Genomic DNA, 23,969 nt, shown 5'->3' on the forward strand with positions numbered 1-23,969 from the left:
TGCTCTTATAAAATCAAAAACAATCAAAGATGAGAAAGAAAAGTATGATTATTTAAAAGAAATAATTAAAGCAAATGCAGATTATATAAAGTCAGATGATATTGATTATTTAATAAGCGTATCAGAACTTATAAGTTATATAATTTATTACTGTAAAGTACCTGAAAAAATTTCTTTTGGTTCAAGCAGTAAAAAATATATAAAAAGATTTTAGATAAAGATAATTCCAACTTTTTTGCACTTCTTGGTACTGCTGTAGGATATATGCATGCTCCAGCTATAGCAGGTGGAAGCAATAAAAAGGCTTTTGAATATTTTAATAAGGCATTGGATAATGCAAAAGAAAAATACCAAAAATATTTATCATATATATGGCTTTCTCAATACTATTTCAAAGTAAAAGATGATGAAAATTATAATAAGTACATTGAAATGAGTAAAGGCATATATAAAAATGGGGAATTATTAAAGGAGGCAATAGAAAGAAACAATACCAAAAACAAACCATTATAACAATAAAAAATAAAAACAGATTTAATAGTGATAGGGTTTTATAATAAAAAATATTGTGTTAATAAAATACAGAGTTGTTAAAAATTATAAACAAAATCAAGGATAATATTATGAAACGTTTATGTTTAATTTTAACAGCTTTAATAACAAATGTTTATAGTATATTTGGTTATACTATTTTAGAAGATTTTAATGATTTTTTAATCGATGAAAATCAGCTTACTATAAGACTTGACAGATTAGGAATATTAGCAGGAACAGAGAATTTAAGATTTATGGCAGGTGTTGAAGGAGAAACGGCAGGAGTATTGCTTGATAATTTGGATAGTGGTTCAGAAGGAGGGATAAGTACTTTCAGACCTGCTGCTATAGCTGGATTTGGGTATAAAACAGAAAGTTTCGGTATAGGTTTAGGTTATCAATTTAAATATGTGTCAGGTTCTTGGCAGGCACATACTCCTATAATAACTGCTACTGCTTTAAACGATAATTTCAGAATTAATGTACCTGTTACAATAGGAGTAGGAAGCGGAAGCGTTAATGATGGTGACATAGCTGTTTCAACAGATATAAGAGTAGAATACTACACTGGAAATGATATTTTCAGCAGAATAAGGGTTAATCTTAAATATGGTATGTACAAATTAAAAGCCAATTCAAGCAGAAGCGGTACTTTAACAGGCGGCGGAAATTTACCTATGAATATGGGTACAGTTGGAGAAAATGGTCAATACGGATTTATAGAAGATACTATAGGGCAATCTATAGGTATAGATGTAAGAGGATATTTTATAGCGGCAACTGACCCTATATTGATAGAACCTCAGGTAAGAGTAGTATATCAAGGTTCAATAGCTGACTTTACTGGAACTTCATATAAAGTAACACCTCCAAACATGGACGCTAAAGAAGGAGGAGCTAAATTTGGACTTTACAATATAGACGCCTCAAATCCAATAGGTGCTTTCGAATTGGGAAGTTCTGGTACAATACCAGCTGCACCATACTATGATTTTATAGCTCATAATATAATGTTTACAGGCGAAGGAGCTTCTATAGAAATAGGAGGAACAGAATATTATCTTACGAAACCTCAGTTTATAGGTGTATCTATGCCAGTTGGATTTACTGCTGAAAGCGAGTTTATAAGTGTTTATTTAGAGCCTGCTATTTCATTCTCTATGCTTACTGGAGGAGTTAATACTTATGCGAGCAGTTCAAAACCTATAAGAATACCGCCTTTGTTCTACTCTGTAGGATATTTGCTATACGGAGAATTATATATCACTCCTAAACCTAATTTGGAATGGTATTTTGAAGCTCAGATTGGAGGTGCTACTACTGTTGATGGTATTGGAAATAGTGCAAACAGTTCGCTTGCCTTCAATGGAAGTACTGGCATTACTTGGAAATTTTAATTTGCTAAATTATTGATTTATAGATCTTTGGGAAAATATATTATTGGGTGTCTTTATAAAAAAGATGCCCAATATATGAACAAATAGAGGTTATAAAAATGATAAAAGATTATTGTGATTTTTTATGTTATAGCGATGAAGAATACAAAATATACAAAAAAAGAGAAAACGAGAAAAAAACTATGCTTTGTATGATAGAAATTTACTGCAGGGATAATCACAAAGAATATCATAAGTTTTATAATAAAACTTTCGGCAGTAAAAATATTTGCAAGGAATGTGAAAACATATATAATTATGCTAGCATAAGAACTGATAAATGCAGGTTTATGGAGACAAAAACTTTCTGCAGTGCATGTAAATCTCAGTGCTATAATAAAGATATGAAAGAAAAAATAAAAAATATAATGCGTTTCTCTGGTAAGAGAATGCTTTTTTATAATCCTATAATAGCATTGAAACATGTTATTGTTATGATAAAGCATAATTTTAATAAAAATAAAAAGATTAATTTTAAAGGTATAATATGAGAGTATTATTTATAGTTTTAGGTTTTATTTTTGTAGGTATTGGTGCTGTTGGAATAGTTGTTCCTATTTTGCCTACTACGCCTTTTCTTTTGCTTGCTTCTTTCTTTTTTGCAAAAGGTTCTAAAAAGTTTCATGATTGGTTTATGTCTACAAAACTATATAAAAAACATTTAGAGAGTTTTGTAAAATCAAGAGCTATGACTTTAAAATCTAAGCTAAGCATACTTCTTCCAGTAAGTGCAATGCTTATAATAACATTTATTTTTGTAAATAACATATATGCAAGAATAACACTTGTAATACTTTTTATTTCAAAATATTTATACTTTTTTACCCAGATAAAAACTATAAAAGAAGACAGTATAAATAAAGTAGAATTAGATAATATAGAATAATTTTTAAATCTCAAACAAATAAATAACATTCTTAAAAATAGCAGTTATAATTTTATTAAAGGAAAGTCAATGAAAATATTAAAATATATTTTTATTATAAATATAATACTTTTATCTTCATTCTCTGTACTTAAAGCAGAAGAAAACACTGAAGAAAAAAAAGGATTTCAGTCTGTATTGGATAATAGATTTTTTTCTATAGGAATATTCAGCAGTGCAGATTCTATAAAGACAACTGTTAATATAGAGTTTGGATTTAAGATAATGAAATATAATAATTTTCAGATAAAAAGCTATACTTCTGTAACAGGCTCTAAAATATATGATGAAAGTCCTCACATGTATGAATTAGGACTTATGCAGAAATTTACATTTGGGAATGATGATGAGTATGTAGGAAAGGTTACTATAGCAAGATACGGTTTTGCCTTTGCAAGTTTTGGATTTTTATCTTTTGATGCTGACAGAAGCGGTAAGTTTTTATTTGCCAAACCGTACTATTGGGAGGTAGGAGGAGGAGCTGGATTTAATATAAATGTAAGCAAACATGTAGGTATAGTTTTAGAGTTTGGAGGAGGTCTTCATATGGTGCATAATGGAAAGGAATTAGGATATCCAGAAAAAATAAATAAGGCTGGTTTTGGGAGAATAAGTGTAGGCGGAAGATATTATTTTTAATGAAGTATTAATCTATAATTATATAAAAAATGTTTTATTTCTCCTATAATTAGTTTAATCATTGCTTATTTAAAATTATAAATAGGCAATGATTTTTTATTATATACTAGAATAATTTTATTTTGTCAATTTATGCACTTTATACAGAATTATAAACTTTTTTGCCGCATACACCACAGGCGGGCTTCTCCAAAAGTTTTTATCCTTCGTAAACGCAATTGCTAGAACTTTATATCTTTAAAATATGTATTAAATATATGATAATACCAAAAATTTAAGCTAAAAATGCAGTTCTTTCGCCACAGGCGGACAGGCGTCATAAAAGAAATGGGGGGCGGCACAACTGTAAATCCCTGAAAATATTTAAAATTAAAAAATTAATTTTTGACAAATTGTATTTGTTTAGGTACATATATAATATCTTCTATATAAATTGACATAAAATGAAAATACTTTATAATTCTCTTTAGGCGATTTATTTACTTATATAAGTTCATAATAGGCTGAACGTTTCTACCAATTACCTCAATAATTGACTATAAGTTTTTTGCCTTATTTTGTAATTAACGGAGGTATAATATATGTCTAGTCTTTTTATCAAAAATGCTTCTTCTATAGTTACCTGTTCAGAAAATGATACTGTTTATAACTCAGCAAATATACTAATAGAAAACGGAGTTATAACATATATAGGAGAAAAAGAATTAGAAGAAAAAAATGCAGATAGGGTAATTGATGCTTCTGGGTATTTTGTATATCCTGGACTTATTAATACTCATCATCATTTATTTCAAATATTCAGCAGAAATCTGCCTCAGGTTCAGAATATGGAATTATTTGAATGGCTTACCAATCTGTATGAAATTTGGAAAAATTTAAATAATGAAGTAGTATATTACAGTTCTATTACTGCTATGGGAGAGCTTTTAAAAACAGGATGCACAACTTGTTTTGACCATCATTACTTATTTCCAAATAATAACGCCGAAGGAATAATAGATTCTCAGTTTAGAGCGGCTAAAGATTTGGGTATAAGAATGTATGCTTCAAGAGGAAGTATGGATTTGAGTAAAAAAGACGGCGGGCTTCCTCCAGACTCTGTAGTACAGCCATTAGATGTTATTTTAAAAGACTGCCAAAGAGTAGTTGAAAAGTATCATGACAATTCAAGATACTCTATGAATATGGTAGCATTAGCTCCTTGTGCTCCTTTTAATGTAAGCGAAGAATTATTAAAACAATCTGCAATTCTAGCAAGAGATTTGAAAGTTAGGCTTCATACTCATTTATGCGAAACTAAAGATGAAGAAGTATATGTAAAAGAAAAATTTAATATGCGTCCTTTAGAATATATGGAATCTTTAGGCTGGGTGGGTGATGATGTTTGGTATGCACATGGTATTCATTTTAATGAAAAAGAATTAAAATTTTTGGCAGATACAAAAACTGGTATAGCACATTGTCCTATATCAAACATGAAATTAAGTTCTGGAGTATGCAATATACCAGAGATGTTGAAATTAGGCGTACCTGTAGGTTTGGCTGTTGACGGCAGTGCAAGCAATGATGGATCAAATATGCTTGAGGAGATGAGAGTATGCTATCTTCTTCACAGGCTTAATTCAAGCAGTAATGCTCCTAGTGCTTATGATATATTAAAAATAGCTACAAAAGGAGGGGCTCAAGTTTTAGGACGAGATGATATAGGAAGTTTAGAAATAGGAAAAGCTGGAGATTTATTTATGATAGATATGAGGCGTTTGGAAATGGTTGGTGCTGATTTTGATCCTAAATCTATATTATGTACTATAGGCTGGAAAAATACTGCTGATTATACTATAGTCAATGGAAAAGTCGTTTCAGAAAAAGGAAACCTTACTTCTATTGATGAAGAGAAAATGTATAAACTTGCCTATGAAACAGAAAGAAAATATTTAAATATGTGATTTATTAAAAAATATAAATACTGCAGTATTAAGTAAAATGCTGCAGTATTTTTATTATAATTTTTTATTATTAGCTATAATTTTCTAACTAACCCTGTCTGCTTTCATCTTATAAACTTTATCTGCTATATTAAGTGTAGAAAGCCTGTGAGAAACTAAAACAACTGTTCTGTTAACACTATTTTCTTTTATTGATTTTAATATAACAGCTTCATTCAAACTATCTAAATTACTTGTAGGCTCATCAAGAAGTATAAAAGGAGCATTATGTAAAAAACTTCTGGCTATTCCTATACGCTGTTTCTCTCCTCCTGATAAAGTATCTCCAAGCTCTCCTACATTAGTATCATATCCTTTAGGCAAAGTCATAATAAAATCATGGAGTGAGGCTTTTTTACATGCTTCTATAACATCTTCTCTTGAGGCATTTTGATTTGCTATTTTTATATTATTCTCTATAGTGTCTTTAAAAATAGAAGTCTCCTGTGTTACATAGCTTTCCATATCACGAAGAGAATCTGTATTTATTTCTTTTATATCTTTAGATGATATTTTGATGCTTCCTTTTTTTATATCCCAAAAACGCATAAATAGTTTTAAAAGTGTAGATTTTCCGCTTCCGCTTTTTCCGCTTATCCCTATTATTTTATTAGGCTCTATCTGCAAATTATAATCATTTAATATCTCTTCGCCTTCATAGTCAAAATATATATCTTTACATTCTAATCCTTTAAACTCTAAATCTTTCTCTCCATTATAAACTTCTTCAATAATAGGCTTTTCTTTAAGCAAGTTTAATACTCTCTCTCCGCTTGCTAAGGTCATAAACAAATTATTTGATAAATTGCTAAGTGCTATAACAGGTCCGAATGAACTAGCCATTGCTATTGTAGGTATTATAATATTAGCGAAATTATTTTTTACATCTTTTGAAAGTATAATACTTACAACGAGTACAGCAAATGTAAATAATGTTACAGCAGAAGTTGTAATTGCAGATATAAAGCCTTCATATTTTTTTAGCTTTTCATTGATATGCATTAAACTGTCAGTCTTTGTTTCTATATTTTTTGCTCTTTTATCTCCGTATCCAAATTGCAGTACCTCTTTTATACCCCATAAACTATCAAGAAAATAACTGTTTAATTTACCAAAATCATCTCTGTAAGACATTCCGTCATTTTTCCCAAACCTTGATGAAAAATAAGGTATTATAAAACCTATAGTGATATATCCTAATAATGCTATAACTCCTAATATAATATTAAAACTTCCTATAAAAATTGTCATAATAATTGAAGTTAATACTCCTATTGCTATAGGTGAAATAGTATGTGCATAAAACACTTCAAGAAGTTCAATATCGCTTGTAATAAGTGCTATTAAATTTCCTTTATCTCTTCCTTCAAGTTTGGCAGGAGATAATTTTCTTAAAGCCTTAAAAACTTTATCTCTTATTAAAGCAAGTAATTTAAAAGCTATAAAGTGATTGCTCAGCTGTTCTATATAGTGAAGTACCCCTCTTAAAACAGCAAGCACCAAAACTATTATAAATATAGTTTTTATAGTAAACAAATTATTTAATCCTAAATACGTTAATATGGCATATCCGCCGAATATAGTTATTGATATGGCACATAAAAAACCTAGAACTCCTGTAGTTATTGCAAGTATCATAACATGTATAAGCGGAGTTATTAAGCCTATTAATTCCGCCATAATTTTTATACCGCTTCTTCTCATTTTATAAACTCCTTTGTTATATAAAATTTTAAAGTTGTTTTTCTTTTTATAATTACTAGACTTGTTTAAAAATTAATTTTATTTATATTTGTGGGGAATAGCCCCCACACCCCCACTTCTTTTGTTGCCACAAAGAAGCAAAAAGGCTATATTTCAGGCTAAATTTAATAATTTATTCTACATGTAAAACATAATTAGTACTATTTAGCATTATTTTTAGATTTGCACTTTTTGGTTCTTTTTGCGGCGGGAAAAAGAACAATAAAAAAATTACAAATTTAAAAATTTTTAGTATATATTTATTTTATATAGCTATTCTTAAACTATCTCCTTTTGTTATGCTCTCTAAATTAGTCTGCTCATTAAAAACTTTAGCATACTCTCCGTTTATATTCATTAATTCATTATGAGTACCTTCTTCTTTTATAACTCCGTCTTTTAAGAAATATATTTTATCTGAAAGCATAGAGTTATAAAGTCTATGAGATATTAATATAACAGTTTTTTCTTTGGCGATATCTCTTATCACTTTCATAATACTCTCTTCACTTTCAACATCAACATTAGAAGTAGCTTCATCAAATATATATATGTCCCCTTTAAGAAGTATAGCCCTTGCTAATGCCAATCTCTGTTTCTGCCCTCCAGATAAATTGGCAGCCTTCTCCATTATTTTTGTATTAAGTCCGTTTTCAGACTGTAAAAAATCATAAAGCTCAACTTTTTTTAATACCTCATTCATCTGATTTTCTGTTATATTATCTCCAGCCATTTTTAAATTATCATACACAGTGCCTTCAAATAAATAACTGTTATGATCAACTACAACTATTTTTTTATATAAATCGTTTTTATCTATTGTAGAAATTTCTATATCTCCAATCTTAACAGAGCCTTTATAATTTTCATTTCTTAATGATATAATACCAGCAATAGTGCTTTTTCCAGAACCTGATACTCCTACTATAGAAACAAATGATTTTTCTTTTATAGTCATGTTAATATCTCTTAATATAGTTTTATCTTCATTATATGAAAAACTAACATCTTTAAAAGTAATCTCTTCATTATTTTTATTAATTTTATTTACTCTTTTATCATCATCTTTCATATCAAGTATTTCAAACATCTTATCGCTTGCAGATATTCCATTCATAGCAATGTGAAAGAATGAGCCTAAAAGTCTTAATGGAATAAAAAACTCGGCAGAAAGCATTATTATAGTAAATGTACCTGCAAGATTAATATTTCCTTTCATATATTCAAGTACAGAAATTATCACTCCCAAAGCAGCACCTCCATATGCTATTATATCCATTATAGTTGTAGAGTTAAGCTGCATAAATAAAAGATTCATAGTAGCAATTCTAAATTTTTCAGCTTCTATATTCATCTCTTCATTTTTCTTTTCATCAGCTTTGTATATTTTTAAAGTGGTAAGCCCTTGTACATCTTCTAAAAATATCTCTCCCAAATCGCTATAGCTTCCCCAATATTTTTTTAATATTCTTTTAGCAATTTTCACTATAGCAATAATTGATAAAGGTATTAGAGGAACACATATTAAAAGTATAACAGCCGACTTTATACTTATAGTAGAAAGCACTGCAAAAAGCACTAAAGGAGCTATCATACTGTAAAAAAATTGAGGCAAATATCTTCCGAAATAAGTTTCTAACTGATCAACTCCCTCCATAGATATCTGCACTATTTCACTTGTAGAAAATTTTTCTTTATATCTGCTTCCAAGTGTTAGAAGTTTTGAATATATTTTCTCTCTTAAAGTCTGCTTAACTCTGCCCGAAGCATAGTATGACATTTTTGACATTAAAACAGTAAATCTGAATCTTAATACTATTATTACAAAAATAGCAATGCATAACTTTATAATATCTTCTTTTATTATATTTCCATTAGAAGCCTTTTGTATAATATCAGCCATAAAAAATACGGCCGTTATATTAAGTGCCAGATTAACAAGCTGTATTATAACATGCCAAGCTATATATCTTTTGGCATCTCCCATTAAAGCAATAAGCCTTTTATTAATCATAAACTTTTCCTTTATTTTATTTTTACATATTAATAAATAGTTCTTTTAATGATCTCTTTTATAGAAGAACTATCATAATTTCCGTTAATCATAGAATCCATTATAAATGAAAATATTATATCTATAAATTTTTCAGCACTAAGATTATCATTAAATGCATCTTCTCTTACATTTTTATCTTTTATAATAGTTTTGTACATATTATCTTTAATATGCTTTATCATATTCATCATAACATTTACACCCTTATCCTTATTTTTTCCAAACATTATATTAGAATGCAAGGCAAAAAAGTTAGGATATTTTTTCTCTCCTTTTTCTAAAATTTTAAAAATAGAATCTATACTGTCAATAAAACTTTCAGACTCCAAACAAATATCCGAAGAATGAAATATATCAGCCCATACGCTTACAATAACCTCAATAGTCAGCTCCTCTTTTGATTTAAAATAATTATAAATAGAGCCTACAGCAATATTTGCCTCATCAGCAACAGAACGCATATTAATAGCATTAAGTCCTTTTCTTTTTATTAGTTCTCTGCTTGCTTTTAGTATATCTTCTTTTGAAGTTACGATATTATTCATTAATCCCCCAAGACAGCCCAAAAAATGAACAATGTTCATTTTGATTCAAAAATAAAAGTCCAATAAAAATCAGACTTTTATAACCTTCATTCATTTTAAACTTAAGTATATTCTAATTAATTATTATTTTTTGTCAATATAAAAAAACAAAATTAATTTGAATTTTTCATAAATAAGAAAATCCAAGCATATATAAAAATATACTTGGATTTATAAAAATTATTTTTTATAATTGTTTAATTTTCTCTTTTTTTCATTTTACGAAGTATTATTATAACAGCACAAAGCAATACTATAACACCCAAAGCAACAGGTATTACTCAACCTTTATAAGCATTATCGTTAGAAAGTATTTCATTCCATAAATCTTCCATTAATATATTAGTTTCATCAGGCAATGTTATATAAACTTCGCAGTTATCTAAAGTTTCCTGATTTGGATATATTATTTTATTATTTTTAGTTTCGCTGCTCATTATAGCAATAGCTCCGTCATTAGGGGATGCATAATTAATATATTCTATATTAGCCAAAGCTATTTGAGGCTCACATAGGAAATTAATATACATTTCAGCCAATTCTGGAGAACCTGAATTAGAAGGTATGCATATAGAATCTACAAATAAATTAGCACCTTTTTTAGGTATAATAAAATTTAAATCATGATTGCTTGCCATCATAGAAAGAGAATCGCCAGCATAATAAACGCCAATAGCTGCCTCACCTGCTTCCATTTTATCGTATATTTCGTCCATTACATAAGACTGAACTAAAGGTTTTTGTTCTTTTAATAGTCTTGCACATTCTCTTAATTCTGTTTCATTAGTAGTATTTAATGAATAACCTAAATAAGCCTGAGCTATTGCAAAAGCATCTCTAGGGTTATAATACATAAGTATCTGACCTTTATATTTTTTATCAAAAAGTATATCCCAATCTATATCAGCTTCATTTTCAGTTACCATTTGTCTGTTATAAACTATTCCAGTTACTCCCCAAGTATAAGCTAAAGAATACTCACCTGTAGGATCAAAAGGAAGGTTTTTAAATCTATTAGCTATATTAGTATGAGCTGGTATATTATTATAATTTAATTTCTGAATTAATTTTTCATTAATAAGTCTTTCTATCATATAGTCTGAAGGTATAATAACATCATACTGAATACCTCCTACTTTTAATTTTACATACAGCTCTTCATTAGAGGCAAAAGTGGAGTAGTTAACTTTTATTCCAGTAAGCTCCTCAAAAGTTTTATTTACATCAAGAGAGCCGTCAGAACCGTCAGATATATACTCTCCCCAGTTATAAACATTAACCGATAGATTTTGTCCTTTATACTTATGATAATAATTAGTATCAAAGACGCTAAGGTCAACACTCTGAGCATTTACTGATAAAGCAATTAACATTAAAACAGCAAAAACTTTTTCTTTCATTTTTATTTTCTCCTTCAAAATATAATTTTTTATTATCTTTTTTATTTATTATTTATTTCTTTTTCTTTTTAGCTGAATTAGATATTTTTCTTTTTTTATCTCTTTCAAATTCATGACAACCAAACTCACAAGCACAACTATAAATATAACAGTAGATATGGCATTAATCTCTGGACTAACACGTTTTCTAGTCATAGAATAAATAGTTATAGGTAAAGTCTGCGAAGTAATTCCAGAAGTAAAATAGCTTACAACAAAATCATCTAATGAATAAGTTAAAGCCATTAAAAAACCAGCAAGTATACCAGGTAGTATATCAGGTATCACCACTTTCCAAAATGCCTGAGAAGGAGTACAGCCCAAATCTAAAGCCGCCTCATACAAACTGTTATCCTGCTGTCTTAATTTTGGAAGTACATTTAGTATGACATAAGGAACATTAAAAGTTATATGAGCAAGTATCAAAGTTGTAAAACCAAATTTTAATTTCATTATAACAAATAAAAGCATTAAAGATATACCAGTTACTATTTCTGGGTTTATTATAGATATATAGGTAATGCCCATAACAGCACTTTTCATTTTTTTATTAAAACTGTTTATTCCAATAGCCGCCATAGTACCAAGTATAGTAGCTAGTATAGAAGCTATAGAAGCTACTATTAAAGTATTAACAAATGAACTTAATATCAAATCATTAGAAAAAAGCTCTTTATACCAATTGAGAGTAAATCCAGTAAATACACCTCTTCCTCTAGCTTTATTAAATGAAAAGAAAATGAGTATAGCTATAGGAGCATATAAAAATAAAAATATAAAAGCAATATAGCCTCTTGAAAGAATTTTCTTTATCATAACAGCATATCCTTATAAAAACATACCATCATCATCTTCATCTATCTGCTGCATAAGAGCAATAGCACATAAAGATATTACTATTAATACCAAACTTATAGCCGAACCTAAATTAGGATTATAAGACATACCCAAAAACTGCATCTCTATCAAATCACCTATAAGTATATTAGAGCCTCCTCCAAGCATACGCGAAATTACAAATGTACTAACAGCTGCCACAAATACCATTGTAACTCCTGCTGCCATACCAGGAATACTTAAAGGAAAAATTATTTTAGTAAATACATTAAAGGAATTAGCACCCAAATCCTGCGAAGCCTCTATCAAACTGCTATGTATCTTTGTCATAACAGAATAAAGAGGAAGTATCATAAAAGGCAGATAATTATAAACCATACCTATTAAAACTGCTGCCTGAGTATTGATAAGTTTCACTGGAGAAAGCCCCATAAAAAGCAAAGCTCTATTGATAAGTCCGTTATTTTCAAGTATAGTCATCCAAGCATAAGTTCTAAGAAGAAAGTTCATCCACATAGGAAGCATTACAAGCATTATAAGGGCATGCTGAATAGTTTTCTCCTGCCTTGATATATAATATGATAAAGGATAGGCGAGTATTAAACATATTAAAGTGGATACAGCTGCAAGTATAACAGAACGCACTATCACTGGAGTAAAAGATGCAGCACTAGCAAAATTATCAAGAGTAAAATCTCCTTTCTGATTTGTAAAAGCAAAATATATAACTAGAAAAAGAGGAACTAATACAAAAATTAATGTCCAAATCAAATAAGGCACAGCAGGTATTTTTGTTTTCATAACATAACCTCTTCAACTGTTTTTTTCATTATATGGATATTTTCTTTTGCAACATCAATTCCTATTTCAGTACCAGCCTCCCATTTTTCTGTAGAATGTATTATCCATTTATAACCATGTGCATCGAGTATCATTTCAAAATGCACACCCTTAAATATAGCAGATTCCACCAAACCAGATATATTGGCACTTTCAGGAGGCACTACTATTATATCTTCAGGGCGTATAACAACATCAACTTTTTCCAACTTTTCAAAACCCTTATCTACACAGTCAAATACATATCCTGCAAACTCTACAATATAGTCATCATGCATAATACCGTCTATAATATTACTCTCTCCTATAAAGTCCGCTATAAATGCATTCTTAGGCTCATTATATATATCTTCAGGAGTACCAATCTGAAGTATCTCTCCGTCTTTCATAACAGCTACTGTATCGCTCATAGTGAGAGCCTCTTCTTGATCATGAGTAACATATACAAAAGTAATCTCTAATGACTGCTGAATCTTTTTTAACTCTATCTGCATTTCTTTTCTAAGTTTTAAATCCAATGCCCCTAAAGGCTCATCAAGAAGCAAAACTCTAGGCTTATTAATTAATGCCCTTGCAATAGCCACTCTCTGCTGCTGACCGCCTGAAAGTCTTGCTATATTTCTGTTTCCGTAATTTTCTAAGTTTACCATTTTAAGCATTTGATAAACTCGCTCTTTAATTTCTGATTTAGGAACTTTTTTAAGATTAAGTCCGAATGCTATATTTTCAAATACATTAAGATGAGGAAATAATGCATATCTCTGAAATACGGTATTAACCTCTCTTTTATATGGAGGGGTATCATTAATAATTTTTCCGTCAAAAAGAACTTCTCCAGAATCTGGCTTTATAAAACCTGCTATAGTTCTTAATATGGTAGTTTTTCCGCAGCCTGAAGGACCTAAAAGAGTTAAAAATTCTTTATCTTTTATATCAAGACTGAGATTTTCTAAAATGGAGTTTTCATCGTATGAAACATTGATATTTTTTAAAGACACGATAACATTATCGCCCATAAAATGACCCCCTATGCGTATATTTGCAACAGCCTCCGTAAAATTTACGTGTATATAACGTATCGCTACCCGCATAGGGTTTTTTTCGTTCTAGCTAATTATAGAAATAATAAGCCTTTCTTAGTCAACAGATACACTTACTTAAGAATATCCATTACTCGAGCTATTGCATAAATCATTATTATTAATAAACTAATATAATACAAATATCAATAATGTCAATACTCTATAAAAATTTTTATAATTTTTTAATGCTTTATGTAAACATAATTTTAAATGCAAATAAAAAATTACATTGACACATATGATATTCTAGTATTACGATTATGCACAATTACTATATGATTATCTTGAGGATAATATCTTAAAATGCCAACAAATGCTCCACCATTAATTCTTATTTCTACATAATTTAAATTATTATTATTACCAGTTACAAATTCAATATTTGCTGGATTATATGATAAATTTGGATCGTTTACTGATATTGCTCTTCTAATAATAGAAATAGAATTATTAGAATTAAGATCCAAATCATCAATACTTAAGTTATTTGGAACATTTCTGTTTGCAATAATAAAGTTATTTGGATCAAAGTTATTCGGATCAAAATGCTCATCCCTATAAGCAGAATTAGTAATAATATTATTAATACAAATAGATTGAACAGGTCTTATATATACAACTGTTAAATTAATCCTACTAATATCAATAGTACTAATATCAATATTATTAATATTATTAATGGTATTAATATCCGTAATGATTCCAACAGGAAGAGACATAGACTCCCTTAATCTACTATTCACATAAATGTCTGCCATAATTTCATACTCCTTTTTTAAAACTATAATATAAATATTATATTGAGTTTTATATTAGTAAACAATATATAAATTACTTTCTACACATTAGAAAAAAAATTGGATATAATAAATAAAATTTTTACAAATAATAATACAAATAAAAAAAGGGCTTAAAAAATCCCCTTTTATCCATAATTTTTATTTTATTCTATTACTTTTTTGTAAGAACAATAGGGTTATCAGAAATACTAGGAGAAGTAATAGTTAATGAAGAACCATCAGCACTAAATTCAAAAGTTTCACCTGCCCCGAATGAGGATTTATATTTTGTATCTGAATATTTATCGATCTCTTTTGCCAAAAGTGCACCCGTATAAGTTTGTCCATTAGAATAATAATTAATAGTAGTGTTTATTCCGCCATCAGTTGTAACTTCATAAATGACCTGCATAGTACCATTTTTACCTTCAGCAGCATTATTTTCATAAGTACCTACATATTTGGTATCTATACCTGTTCCTATAGGTTTTTCTGTTTCAGGATTTGTACTGTCATTTCCGCAGCTTATTACTAAAAAACTTGAAACTAATAAAGTAAATAAAAATATTTTTTTTGTCATCATTAAACCTCTTTTAAAAATACATAAAATTATTTCACCTTAGTAAGTGCAGTAAATTGAATATCTGAACTTCTATATGAAGCATCTTTATAACCTACAACTTTACCATCTGCTATACTAGGATTAATTTTTGTTTGACTTCTATTAAAAATAAAATTTAAACTTCCGTCATCATTTAAAGACATTTTAGTACCTGAATAATGAAATCCCAATACTTGACAATTTTTACTTGCATCTACATAAAGAAAAAATGAACTTGGTATACTATGTATATTTGAAGTATTTCCTGAAGATGATGTTTTAACGAATGTATCATCAATAGTTACTGTTTCTTTTATACCTGCTGAAGTAGTACCTTCCCAAGTACCTTTATATCCATCAGGTATTTTTAATCCTGCTGGTAAATCTGTATACATTATACCTTCTATTTTACTGCCGTCACTTTTTACAATATTAACGCTTCCATAATAAATTGTATCAGCAGGAAATATAATAGAGCCTTCATACTCACTATTATATATTAAATAAACTCTATATTTATCAGTAATAATATCTGTAACTGTATCACCTTCGGCATTTATGCTGTATATATCTGATTTTGTAAGATCAGCTTTTAATGTGTTCTGCTGTAATCCTGTTATTCCTCCGTTTTGAATGGATATTGTATAAGTATTTCCGTCCATACTAAAGAATTTAAAACCGTATGCAGCATATTTATCAGCTATTCCATTAGCTTTATATTCTGAGGCGGCAGGAGTAGTACCTGAACCATCATTAGTAGGATTTGTACTGTCATTTCCGCAGCTTATCACTAAAAAACTTGAAACCAACAAAGCAGATAAAAATAATTTTTTTATCATAGTTTACTCCTTTTTTACATTTTAAAATAAAAATATATGTTTTTGTTTAATTGTCAATATAAAAATAGTTAATAATAAAAGGAGCTTAAAAAAGCTTCCTTAATTTGTATTATACAATTATATTACTGCTGTGCGGTTGTTTGTTTAGTAAGAGTACCAGTCATTTGCATTTCAGCAGAGCTAGAATCACTAATATCAATACTAATAACTACTGATGAACCGTTAAACTGAAAAGTAATAGTTCCAGTAAAACCTGCATCTGTGCCTGAGCATGTATATTTTCCTCCGCCATTATTTTGTAACTCTGATTTAGATATAGTTAGAGGAGTGTCAAAAATAGAAGAGATATTAAGTACAACTGAACCGTCTGCATTCACTGTAAGAGTTGTTTGAAAATTTTGACTTGGATCAACAGTATATGACATATTACCATTATAAGTTCCAGCATATGTCTCTATTTCTGGGGATGCCCCTGTACCTGTTTTATCCTTATTATTACAGCTTATTACTAAAAAGCTTGAAACTAATAAAGTAAATAAAAATAATTTTTTGATCATAATGAAAACCTCTCAATATTTTTTTATTTATTATATTTTTATAAAGTAAATATAAACATTTTAATTTGCTATGTTCTTTATATTGTCAGTTATTTTTTGAAACCAAAACTACAATAAAAAAACATTATTTTTTAATATAATTTTATATTCTAAACTATAATATTTTTTAGTATGCAGGTACTACACATTAAATAGAAAATACTCCAACATATCTCTTTCCATCTTTTGAAAAATCAATATCAAGCGACTGTTCAGAAAATATAAAATTAAAAGATGCTCCTTCATAGCTTCCAGAATACACTCCATTTCCTTTATCAAAAATATAGCCTTCTGGAATAATAAATGGAGAATTGCTTCCTATTTCAATTTCAACTGAACCCTTATCTGTCGTTCTTATAGTTGTATTATAATTAACACTGCCGTCACTAAGAACTCCTGTATATACTTGAAATCTGTACTGCTGAGGAAGTCCTGTGCCAGTTGCTCCTGTTACATCATCACTGCTGCAGCTTATAACTAAAAAACTTGAAACTAACAAACTAATAAAAATTGTTAATATCTTTTTTAACATAATAAACCTTTTTTAATTTTATATAAATATATAACAAATAAATCAAAAAAATAATAAAACTTTTTTGATTTATTTTCGATTTTTTTTATAATTATAGTGTAATTTCATAATTACATATTTGTTTTTTATACAATTACATCAAATAATTACAGTACATAATTAAATTTCAGAATATAAACTAATTATTTTATAATACAGTAATAAGTTTGTTATCTATAAACAGTACCAACAATAATATATCCATTATCCGCCTGTGTGCTGATTGTTACTGATGATGCGTCAAATTGAAATATAAAAGCCATACCTGAACTTCTTTTACCTTCATATCTGCCATTGCCTTTATCATATATTTCATCTTTTGTAAACTCTATATTAAATGGTGAATAAAAATAATACCCATAATCAATACTTACAGAACCATCTGTATTGATAGTAAACATTATTTTTATTGCTGTTTTATTATTTTCTAATCCTTCACCAAGATATGTTAATCCCATATATTGAGAAGCTATACCGCCGCCTTTATTTGTAACAGAATAATATGTAACACTATTACCGCAGCTTATACATAAAAAACTTAAAACCAATAAACAGAATAAAATTATTAATATTTTTTATTTAACATGTAAAGTTCCTTCATATTTTTTTAATTATAAATTTATTAATTTCATATTTAATAATTATACTCTAAACCTATTTCAAATACATGCCCCAAAACCTTATCATAATTAAATGGTGTATAATAATTAAAAGTAAAGCTAAAATTATTATAATTGATGAGCAGTTTAGCATTTAAATCCATTTTATAATTAGGCGAATGAGAAAAATAAGTTATTATATTAAACAAATTATTAAGAAAAGATAAATAAACACCTATAGAATAAAATGAATGACTATCCTCATAAAAATATTCTACATAAGGACTTAATATAAAATCATAATTATAAATAAAAGTATAATTAATACCCAATAAACTTTTTATATCATCAAGACTTTTTCCTAGATTATCACTGCTTAAAATATTATAAGTAACATTTCCATAAAGTTTAAGCCCTATATCAAATATATATGAAGCCTCAAAACCAAGCATTAAACTATTTTTTAGTGTTAAGTCATAAGTATATTTTGTAATAGCCATTAAACCCAAATGAGAAGAAGAATATTTTAAATAATACCAAGCTCTGTAATACTTTGGCTCTTCTAATAAATCTATTGACTTTGTGTCTGTGATAAATCCTATAGAATGCGTTATATTGTTCTGATAAAAATTAAGCTCACTATTATATAAAGCGTCAAAATCATTATATAATACGCTGTCTCCTACAAACATATACTGCCTATTAAAACCTTCCCCGAAATGGAATTTTCTTTTACCTATATAAAATCCTAAAATATCATTTATATATGTAAACTGAAGTTCATCAAAATTAAAAGAAGCATATGCTTTATTGTCTGTCTGTTTTATAAAACTTCCGTTATCATAAATAATATCTCTGTTATCTTTAGTGTATATTCTTAATGCAGGCTTAAATGAAAAATAAAAATTATTATTAAGATATTCAAACCCCAAATAAAAATAAGTATCATTGCTTAAAACAGAATTTGGTATAAATGCCGTCTCTTTCATATCTATATAGCTAAAACTATTTTTTATTCCAAACTTAGGAGTTATATCAGCAAATGCTATAGACGATACTATAAAAAAAATAAGATATATTTTTATATTTTTCATTTCTTTAATTAATCTTTAAATAATCCAAAAAGCATTTTCATGTTTTCACTTCTAAAATATGAGCTTGAATAATTTGAAGGCACTGCACTTTCTATAGTGCATACTGTGCTTAAATTAGTATTAATAATCAAATTATAAAACTCCATATTGTCAAAAGCATTATTACTAATTTTATATATTCCTCTTTTTAATGCCTTACCGCTATTGTCAAAAAAATCTATACTATATCCGTATGAAGTTTTTTTTAATACTGCCTTAGCATAGGGAACACTTCTACTTTTCTTTACTAAATTTATCTCTTCTGAGCTTATCTCTTTTTCAATTTTGTAATCATCAGTAAAATTTATTGACATCAGGTCATTCATATTGGCAGCACCTGTTACAACATAACTGCCTGAAATTTTTAAAGGGGAAACCTGCTTTTCTCCCTGAACAAAAAATCCTTGATTATTAGCTAAAAATAAAGTGTTATTATCTTTTAAATACATTAATTTATAATCTTTTCCTACTATCATATCAAAATTATTAACAGTTTTTTTACCATCTTTTATATCAGTAAATGTGCCTGATAATTTATAGTTTTTGCCGCCTCTATTATAAATATTAACAAAATCATCAAATATATTCTGACTATACAAATTAAAAGATAAAATACTTATTATAAATAAAACTTTCAAAATTTTTCTAAACATATTTTATAACCTCTATTATAGGCATTTTTATAACCTTTATTATTGGATAAATACCTGCTAAAATTGATACAGATAATACCCATGCAAATATTAAAACAGTATCTTTAAATGTTAGTAATAAACTTAAAGAATATCCGTCAGTAGCCCCCGGAAATTTCATGATAAAGTTTGAAGCATTAAGTATTGCAGAAGCACTGTAAGAAAGAATTATTGAAATAACTGAACTTAATACTGCCATTATTATAATTTCCAAAAATAAAAGCAAAGTTACATTTTTTATATTTATTCCTAATGCACGCATAGTGCCAAACTCATTTAAACGCTCTAAAAAATTTGTAGTAAGCATCTGCATAACTGAAACAAATACTAATATGCTTAATACTCCCAAAGCTATTAAATAATTATTAGTATTCATGTCAATAACAGAAAGTAAAAATGCATTCAAATCCTTCCAATCTTTAGCCTCATAATTTAAATTGTTTTCATTAAAATATTTGTTAAGATTGTTTTTTATTTCTTCAGCCCTTTTATAATCTTTTAAATATATAAGTAAATTATGAGCATCACCATATTCAAGACCAAATACTTCATATACAGCATTAAGAGGACAGTAAATAGTAATAGCATCTGAAGCACTATTATTTAATGATATCAAACCAACCGCCATTAAAGAACCTAAACTTATACCCTCTCCAAAATCAGTCATCAAATTTAAATAAGGCTCTTCATCATAATTGATATTAAAAAACTCTCCCAAATCTTTACCAAGCACCATAGTATTGATATCATCATCAAATATAGGTGTGCCAGATTTTAACGATACTGATGACATGATTTTTGAAGGTTTTTCATAAGCATACCCTGAAAAGAATTTACTTTTACTTTCATTGCCTATAAGTCCGCTTATATCAAGTTTTTTCTGATAATCATTAACTTCATTTATAGTTTCAAGTTTTTTATAAATTACTTCAAAATCATTATCTTTAAGCATATTGATTTTTTCGCTTTTTTTATCCCAATATGACTTATCAGCTATTACAAGAGAGCCTCCGCTTGTATTTATACTTGTAATAATGCCTTCTTTTGTGAAGTTATTATATCCGCTTATCATCATAAGAGATACAAAAGACACTATAATAAGTATCATATTTAAAATTGTTCTGGTTTTATTATACCAAAGATTATCAAAAGCTAATTTTATTATATTCATTTTTCTATTCCGTTATAGTATTAACAATATAAATTTAATTTTAAGTTTCTCAATTTTTTATTCAACTTTTTCCCGCCGCAAAAAGTTGCAAAAAGTGCAAGTTAAAATAATACTAAATAGTACTAATTATAATAAATCACTTATTCGTATAATAATATGTAATCAGCTCTCTATAGCGTACTATCTATAATATTTAGCAATACAGTGCGGAGAATATATAACGCCCTCCCTCATAATGTATTTTGTATCAGCATAATTCTCTATTAATTCATCATGCGAAATAAAAAAGCCTATGCCGTTTCTTCTCTTTATAGTGCTTCTTATATATTCATAAATAAATTTGCTCGTGTCAGTATCTAAATTAGCACTTATCTCATCACCGAATATATAAGGGGCTTCGCTTACTAATGCTCTAGCTATAGCTACTCTCTGTTTCTGTCCTCCTGAAAGCTGTTCTGGTTTTTTCTTTTTTAAATTATCTATTTTTAAGTTTTCTAATATTTGATTAACTTTTTTATTTATATTATAAGAACTTTCGTTTAAAAATTTAAGAGGAAGTGCCACATTATCAAATACACTCTGAGTTTTTAATAGTTCAAGAGACTGTAAAATAAGCCCGATGTTTAAAAGTCTGAAACTGCTTCTTTCTCTATCACTCAATCTTGAAACCTCTTTATCATTCCAATAAACTGCTCCCTCTGTAGGAATATCTATACTTGAGAGTATGTGAAGAAGCGTACTTTTACCAGCTCCTGAAACTCCAGCCACCCAAACAATTTCTCCGTCTTTTATCTCCAAACTAATATTTTTATTTGCAGCTATATTATAATCTTTAGTCTTATATATTTTTGATATATTTTTGCATCTTATCATAATTAAAAGTCAGCCCCCTCCGCACTTAAAAATCCGTCATTACCTTTATCATAAGAGCTTTTTAATAAATACCCGTAAAAACCTTTAGGATACATTTTCAAAGCATTATCCAATTCCTCAAATGCCTTATCTGTTTCATTTACTTTCATATATGCCATAGACCTGTAAATATAAGCTCTGTAAATCATATAGTCTGGTAAATTACTTGTATCATTTAATGACGTCATCACAGAATAGTATGCCGCATTATTATAAAAACTCAAAGTAGCTATCTGCCACATTCCATAAACCTGCTTTGCTCTTATATTATTTTTATTCTTTAATAGAGCCAAACGGGAATAAGTATACATATCAACAATCACGCTGTAAGGATATTTTTTATTAAAAAAAGCAAGTGATGTGAAAGAGTTAGCAAAATTGGCATAAGCTCCGTAGATATCAGAAGAGCCTTTTTTAAAAACTTTATCTTTTTTAAGATTTTTATATATATCCCCTAATATTTTATAATCCTCTTCAAAAGTTCCGCTTGCAATAGATACATTAGCCCATAGAGTATAGCATTCTATACTTAAATACATTTTCTCTTCTTCGCTTAAATTACTGTTTTTTATTCTATTTAAAATATCTTTAGCTTCGCTCGTTCTAACAAGTCTCTCACCTGAATGATATTCATTATTTTTATTATCTATTTCTTTTAATATATTATTAGCTTCGCTTGAAATCTCAGCGTATAATCCTAAGAAAGAACTAATAAAAATCAAAACAATCACTCTAAACATTTTAATTTCCTTTATTTATTGCAATAATTTTATATACTAAAAAATTGAGTTTTGTCAAAAATTAATTTTTATTTCGGGGACTAGTCCTGCGAAGCCGCTCCCCTACTTATTTTGCGACCATAGTAAGTGCTTGTGGTATTGCCGCCTCGCTGCAGGCGAGAAGCAAAAGTACTACATTTATATATAAAATATTGGTACTATTTATAATATCCCAAACATATAAAGTTAAAAAACTTGCACTTTCGCCGTAGGCGTACTTCGTATGGTTCTTTGACGAAGTCCGCGTGTGGCGGGAAAAAGAACAACAAAAAATTGATAAACTTAAAAATTTTTAATATATTTAACCATATCTTAATTAAACATTCCTTTTCCTTTATTATTCATATCAATAACATTTTTTATAAAAGCCCCCTCTGGAAATATATCTTTTGACATTTTCATGTACTTATCATAATTGGCTTTATCATTATTTTTAAAATAAGCCTGAGAAGTCCATAAATAAACTATATGTTTTTCCCATTTCTCTTTAGCATTGCTTTCAGCCTTTTTAAATATTGGAAGTGCTTTATCTATTCCTCCTCCTACAAACTCTGGACTATATGCTGTGAGTATTGCCTTACCCAAAAGTGAAGGAAAATGATTGGCATTTACTTTTAAAGCATTATCATATATCTCCCCAGCTTTTGCTGAAAGTTTTATAACATCATTAAATGAAGAATAATTAATAGCACCGCTCATCACATCAGCAACAGAAGACATATAATCAGCATCTTTTTCAGATAAAAGAGGAGTATTTTTATTAATATTATCATTTAATAATTTATAAGCCTCTCTTTTACTTTTAGGATTCATATATATATCCATAAGCAAAATAAGATTTTCATAAGTTTGTTTTTCTATATTTCCATAATTACCATTTTTTATTTTTTCTATAACAGCATTTAAATCCCCTTCTTTATTTGTATTAATCATATAATAAAGATTATAAAGTTCATTAAATTCTTTGCTGTATGAAAAAGCTGAAAGAGTCAAAACAAAAGATAAAAATAAAATTGTTAAAAATTTTTTATCATATTAAATCCTCCTTAAAAAAGATACTATAAAAACTACACATTATCATTTTGAACATTATTATTCAAATTATTCGTATTAGCAAAAAAAGGTTTGTCTTTTATCTTCATATAAATAAAATAAGAAATCATCACAGCTATAAAAGTACATACAACAGAAATAACA

General features: G+C 28.0%; 24 protein-coding genes, 1 pseudogene and 1 riboswitch. Of the genes and pseudogenes, 6 read left to right on the forward strand and 19 right to left on the reverse strand.

Translation table 11 applies throughout. The features are described 5' to 3' along the window. The 6 genes and pseudogenes from KQ44_RS00960 to KQ44_RS00985 form a co-directional block, all read left to right on the forward strand. A pseudogene (locus KQ44_RS00960) lies at positions 1 to 513 on the forward strand (hypothetical protein); the annotation flags it as partial. Positions 514 to 623: 110 nt separating this feature from the next. Beyond that, positions 624 to 1,931 (forward strand): variable surface protein VspJ, encoded by a 1,308-nt coding sequence (locus tag KQ44_RS00965; RefSeq protein ID WP_096735853.1) that lies wholly within the window; start codon positions 624 to 626, stop codon positions 1,929 to 1,931. 98 nt (positions 1,932 to 2,029) lie between these two features. Further along, the gene (locus tag KQ44_RS00970; RefSeq protein ID WP_096735854.1) at positions 2,030 to 2,461 is read left to right on the forward strand and encodes a nitrous oxide-stimulated promoter family protein; all 432 of its coding nucleotides are present in this window, start codon (positions 2,030 to 2,032) and stop codon (positions 2,459 to 2,461) included. Further along, on the forward strand, positions 2,458 to 2,856 hold the full coding sequence (locus KQ44_RS00975; RefSeq protein WP_096735855.1) for a YbaN family protein: 399 nt from the start codon (positions 2,458 to 2,460) through the stop codon (positions 2,854 to 2,856). The genes KQ44_RS00970 and KQ44_RS00975 overlap by 4 nt, the downstream gene beginning before the upstream one ends. 69 nt (positions 2,857 to 2,925) lie before the next feature. Beyond that, a complete protein-coding gene (locus KQ44_RS00980; protein ID WP_096735856.1) occupies positions 2,926 to 3,534 on the forward strand; it encodes a hypothetical protein in 609 nt (202 codons plus the stop codon). A gap of 463 nt (positions 3,535 to 3,997) precedes the next feature. Beyond that, positions 3,998 to 4,093: riboswitch (purine riboswitch) on the forward strand. Positions 4,094 to 4,115: 22 nt separating this feature from the next. Further along, positions 4,116 to 5,480, forward strand: coding sequence for an 8-oxoguanine deaminase (locus tag KQ44_RS00985; protein WP_096735857.1), 1,365 nt, complete (start codon positions 4,116 to 4,118; stop codon positions 5,478 to 5,480). Positions 5,481 to 5,564: 84 nt separating this feature from the next. On the opposite strand, the gene KQ44_RS00990 is transcribed toward KQ44_RS00985, so the two are convergent. The 19 genes from KQ44_RS00990 to KQ44_RS01080 form a co-directional block, all read right to left on the reverse strand. Next, positions 5,565 to 7,223, reverse strand: a complete 1,659-nt coding sequence (locus KQ44_RS00990; protein WP_096735858.1) for an ABC transporter ATP-binding protein — start codon at positions 7,221 to 7,223, stop codon at positions 5,565 to 5,567. A gap of 304 nt (positions 7,224 to 7,527) precedes the next feature. After that, complete coding sequence (locus tag KQ44_RS00995) at positions 7,528 to 9,276, reverse strand: ABC transporter ATP-binding protein/permease (protein ID WP_096735859.1); 1,749 nt, start codon at positions 9,274 to 9,276, stop codon at positions 7,528 to 7,530. 29 nt (positions 9,277 to 9,305) lie between these two features. Continuing rightward, positions 9,306 to 9,863, reverse strand: a complete 558-nt coding sequence (locus tag KQ44_RS01000; protein WP_096735860.1) for a TetR/AcrR family transcriptional regulator — start codon at positions 9,861 to 9,863, stop codon at positions 9,306 to 9,308. Between the two features lie 320 nt (positions 9,864 to 10,183). After that, on the reverse strand, positions 10,184 to 11,302 hold the full coding sequence (locus tag KQ44_RS01005; protein WP_240516406.1) for an ABC transporter substrate-binding protein: 1,119 nt from the start codon (positions 11,300 to 11,302) through the stop codon (positions 10,184 to 10,186). A gap of 48 nt (positions 11,303 to 11,350) precedes the next feature. Then, positions 11,351 to 12,157, reverse strand: coding sequence for an ABC transporter permease (locus KQ44_RS01010; RefSeq protein ID WP_096735861.1), 807 nt, complete (start codon positions 12,155 to 12,157; stop codon positions 11,351 to 11,353). A gap of 12 nt (positions 12,158 to 12,169) precedes the next feature. Beyond that, positions 12,170 to 12,979: an ABC transporter permease gene (locus KQ44_RS01015; RefSeq protein WP_096735862.1), complete on the reverse strand. Its 810-nt coding sequence runs from the start codon at positions 12,977 to 12,979 to the stop codon at positions 12,170 to 12,172. Continuing rightward, positions 12,976 to 14,034, reverse strand: a complete 1,059-nt coding sequence (locus KQ44_RS01020; RefSeq protein WP_096735863.1) for an ABC transporter ATP-binding protein — start codon at positions 14,032 to 14,034, stop codon at positions 12,976 to 12,978. Before KQ44_RS01020 ends, KQ44_RS01015 begins: the two co-directional genes overlap by 4 nt. A 290-nt stretch (positions 14,035 to 14,324) precedes the next feature. After that, entirely contained in the window at positions 14,325 to 14,858 is a 534-nt protein-coding gene (locus tag KQ44_RS01025) for a hypothetical protein (RefSeq protein WP_096735864.1), read from the reverse strand. A gap of 193 nt (positions 14,859 to 15,051) precedes the next feature. Continuing rightward, entirely contained in the window at positions 15,052 to 15,462 is a 411-nt protein-coding gene (locus KQ44_RS01030) for a hypothetical protein (RefSeq protein ID WP_143277841.1), read from the reverse strand. A gap of 26 nt (positions 15,463 to 15,488) precedes the next feature. Next, positions 15,489 to 16,319 (reverse strand): hypothetical protein, encoded by an 831-nt coding sequence (locus KQ44_RS01035; protein WP_096735866.1) that lies wholly within the window; start codon positions 16,317 to 16,319, stop codon positions 15,489 to 15,491. Positions 16,320 to 16,441: 122 nt separating this feature from the next. Further along, entirely contained in the window at positions 16,442 to 16,876 is a 435-nt protein-coding gene (locus KQ44_RS01040; RefSeq protein WP_096735867.1) for a hypothetical protein, read from the reverse strand. Positions 16,877 to 17,063: 187 nt separating this feature from the next. Continuing rightward, positions 17,064 to 17,447, reverse strand: a complete 384-nt coding sequence (locus tag KQ44_RS01045; RefSeq protein ID WP_096735868.1) for a hypothetical protein — start codon at positions 17,445 to 17,447, stop codon at positions 17,064 to 17,066. A gap of 209 nt (positions 17,448 to 17,656) precedes the next feature. Beyond that, positions 17,657 to 18,034, reverse strand: coding sequence for a hypothetical protein (locus KQ44_RS01050; protein WP_096735869.1), 378 nt, complete (start codon positions 18,032 to 18,034; stop codon positions 17,657 to 17,659). Positions 18,035 to 18,120: 86 nt separating this feature from the next. Further along, complete coding sequence (locus KQ44_RS01055) at positions 18,121 to 19,179, reverse strand: hypothetical protein (protein WP_096735870.1); 1,059 nt, start codon at positions 19,177 to 19,179, stop codon at positions 18,121 to 18,123. Between the two features lie 8 nt (positions 19,180 to 19,187). After that, entirely contained in the window at positions 19,188 to 19,871 is a 684-nt protein-coding gene (locus KQ44_RS01060) for a hypothetical protein (protein WP_096735871.1), read from the reverse strand. Beyond that, on the reverse strand, positions 19,864 to 21,081 hold the full coding sequence (locus tag KQ44_RS01065; protein ID WP_096735872.1) for an FtsX-like permease family protein: 1,218 nt from the start codon (positions 21,079 to 21,081) through the stop codon (positions 19,864 to 19,866). Before KQ44_RS01065 ends, KQ44_RS01060 begins: the two co-directional genes overlap by 8 nt. A gap of 180 nt (positions 21,082 to 21,261) precedes the next feature. Beyond that, complete coding sequence (locus KQ44_RS01070) at positions 21,262 to 21,954, reverse strand: ABC transporter ATP-binding protein (protein ID WP_096735873.1); 693 nt, start codon at positions 21,952 to 21,954, stop codon at positions 21,262 to 21,264. A 2-nt stretch (positions 21,955 to 21,956) separates the two neighbouring features. After that, on the reverse strand, positions 21,957 to 22,733 hold the full coding sequence (locus KQ44_RS01075; protein WP_096735874.1) for a hypothetical protein: 777 nt from the start codon (positions 22,731 to 22,733) through the stop codon (positions 21,957 to 21,959). Between the two features lie 351 nt (positions 22,734 to 23,084). Continuing rightward, positions 23,085 to 23,705 carry a hypothetical protein gene (locus KQ44_RS01080; protein ID WP_240516407.1) on the reverse strand — a complete coding sequence of 207 codons (621 nt, stop codon included), beginning with the start codon at positions 23,703 to 23,705 and terminating at the stop codon, positions 23,085 to 23,087. Between the last annotated feature and the right edge of the window lie 264 nt (positions 23,706 to 23,969).

The sequence above is a fragment of the Brachyspira sp. G79 genome (assembly GCF_002379365.1).
Lineage (GTDB): Bacteria > Spirochaetota > Brachyspiria > Brachyspirales > Brachyspiraceae > Brachyspira.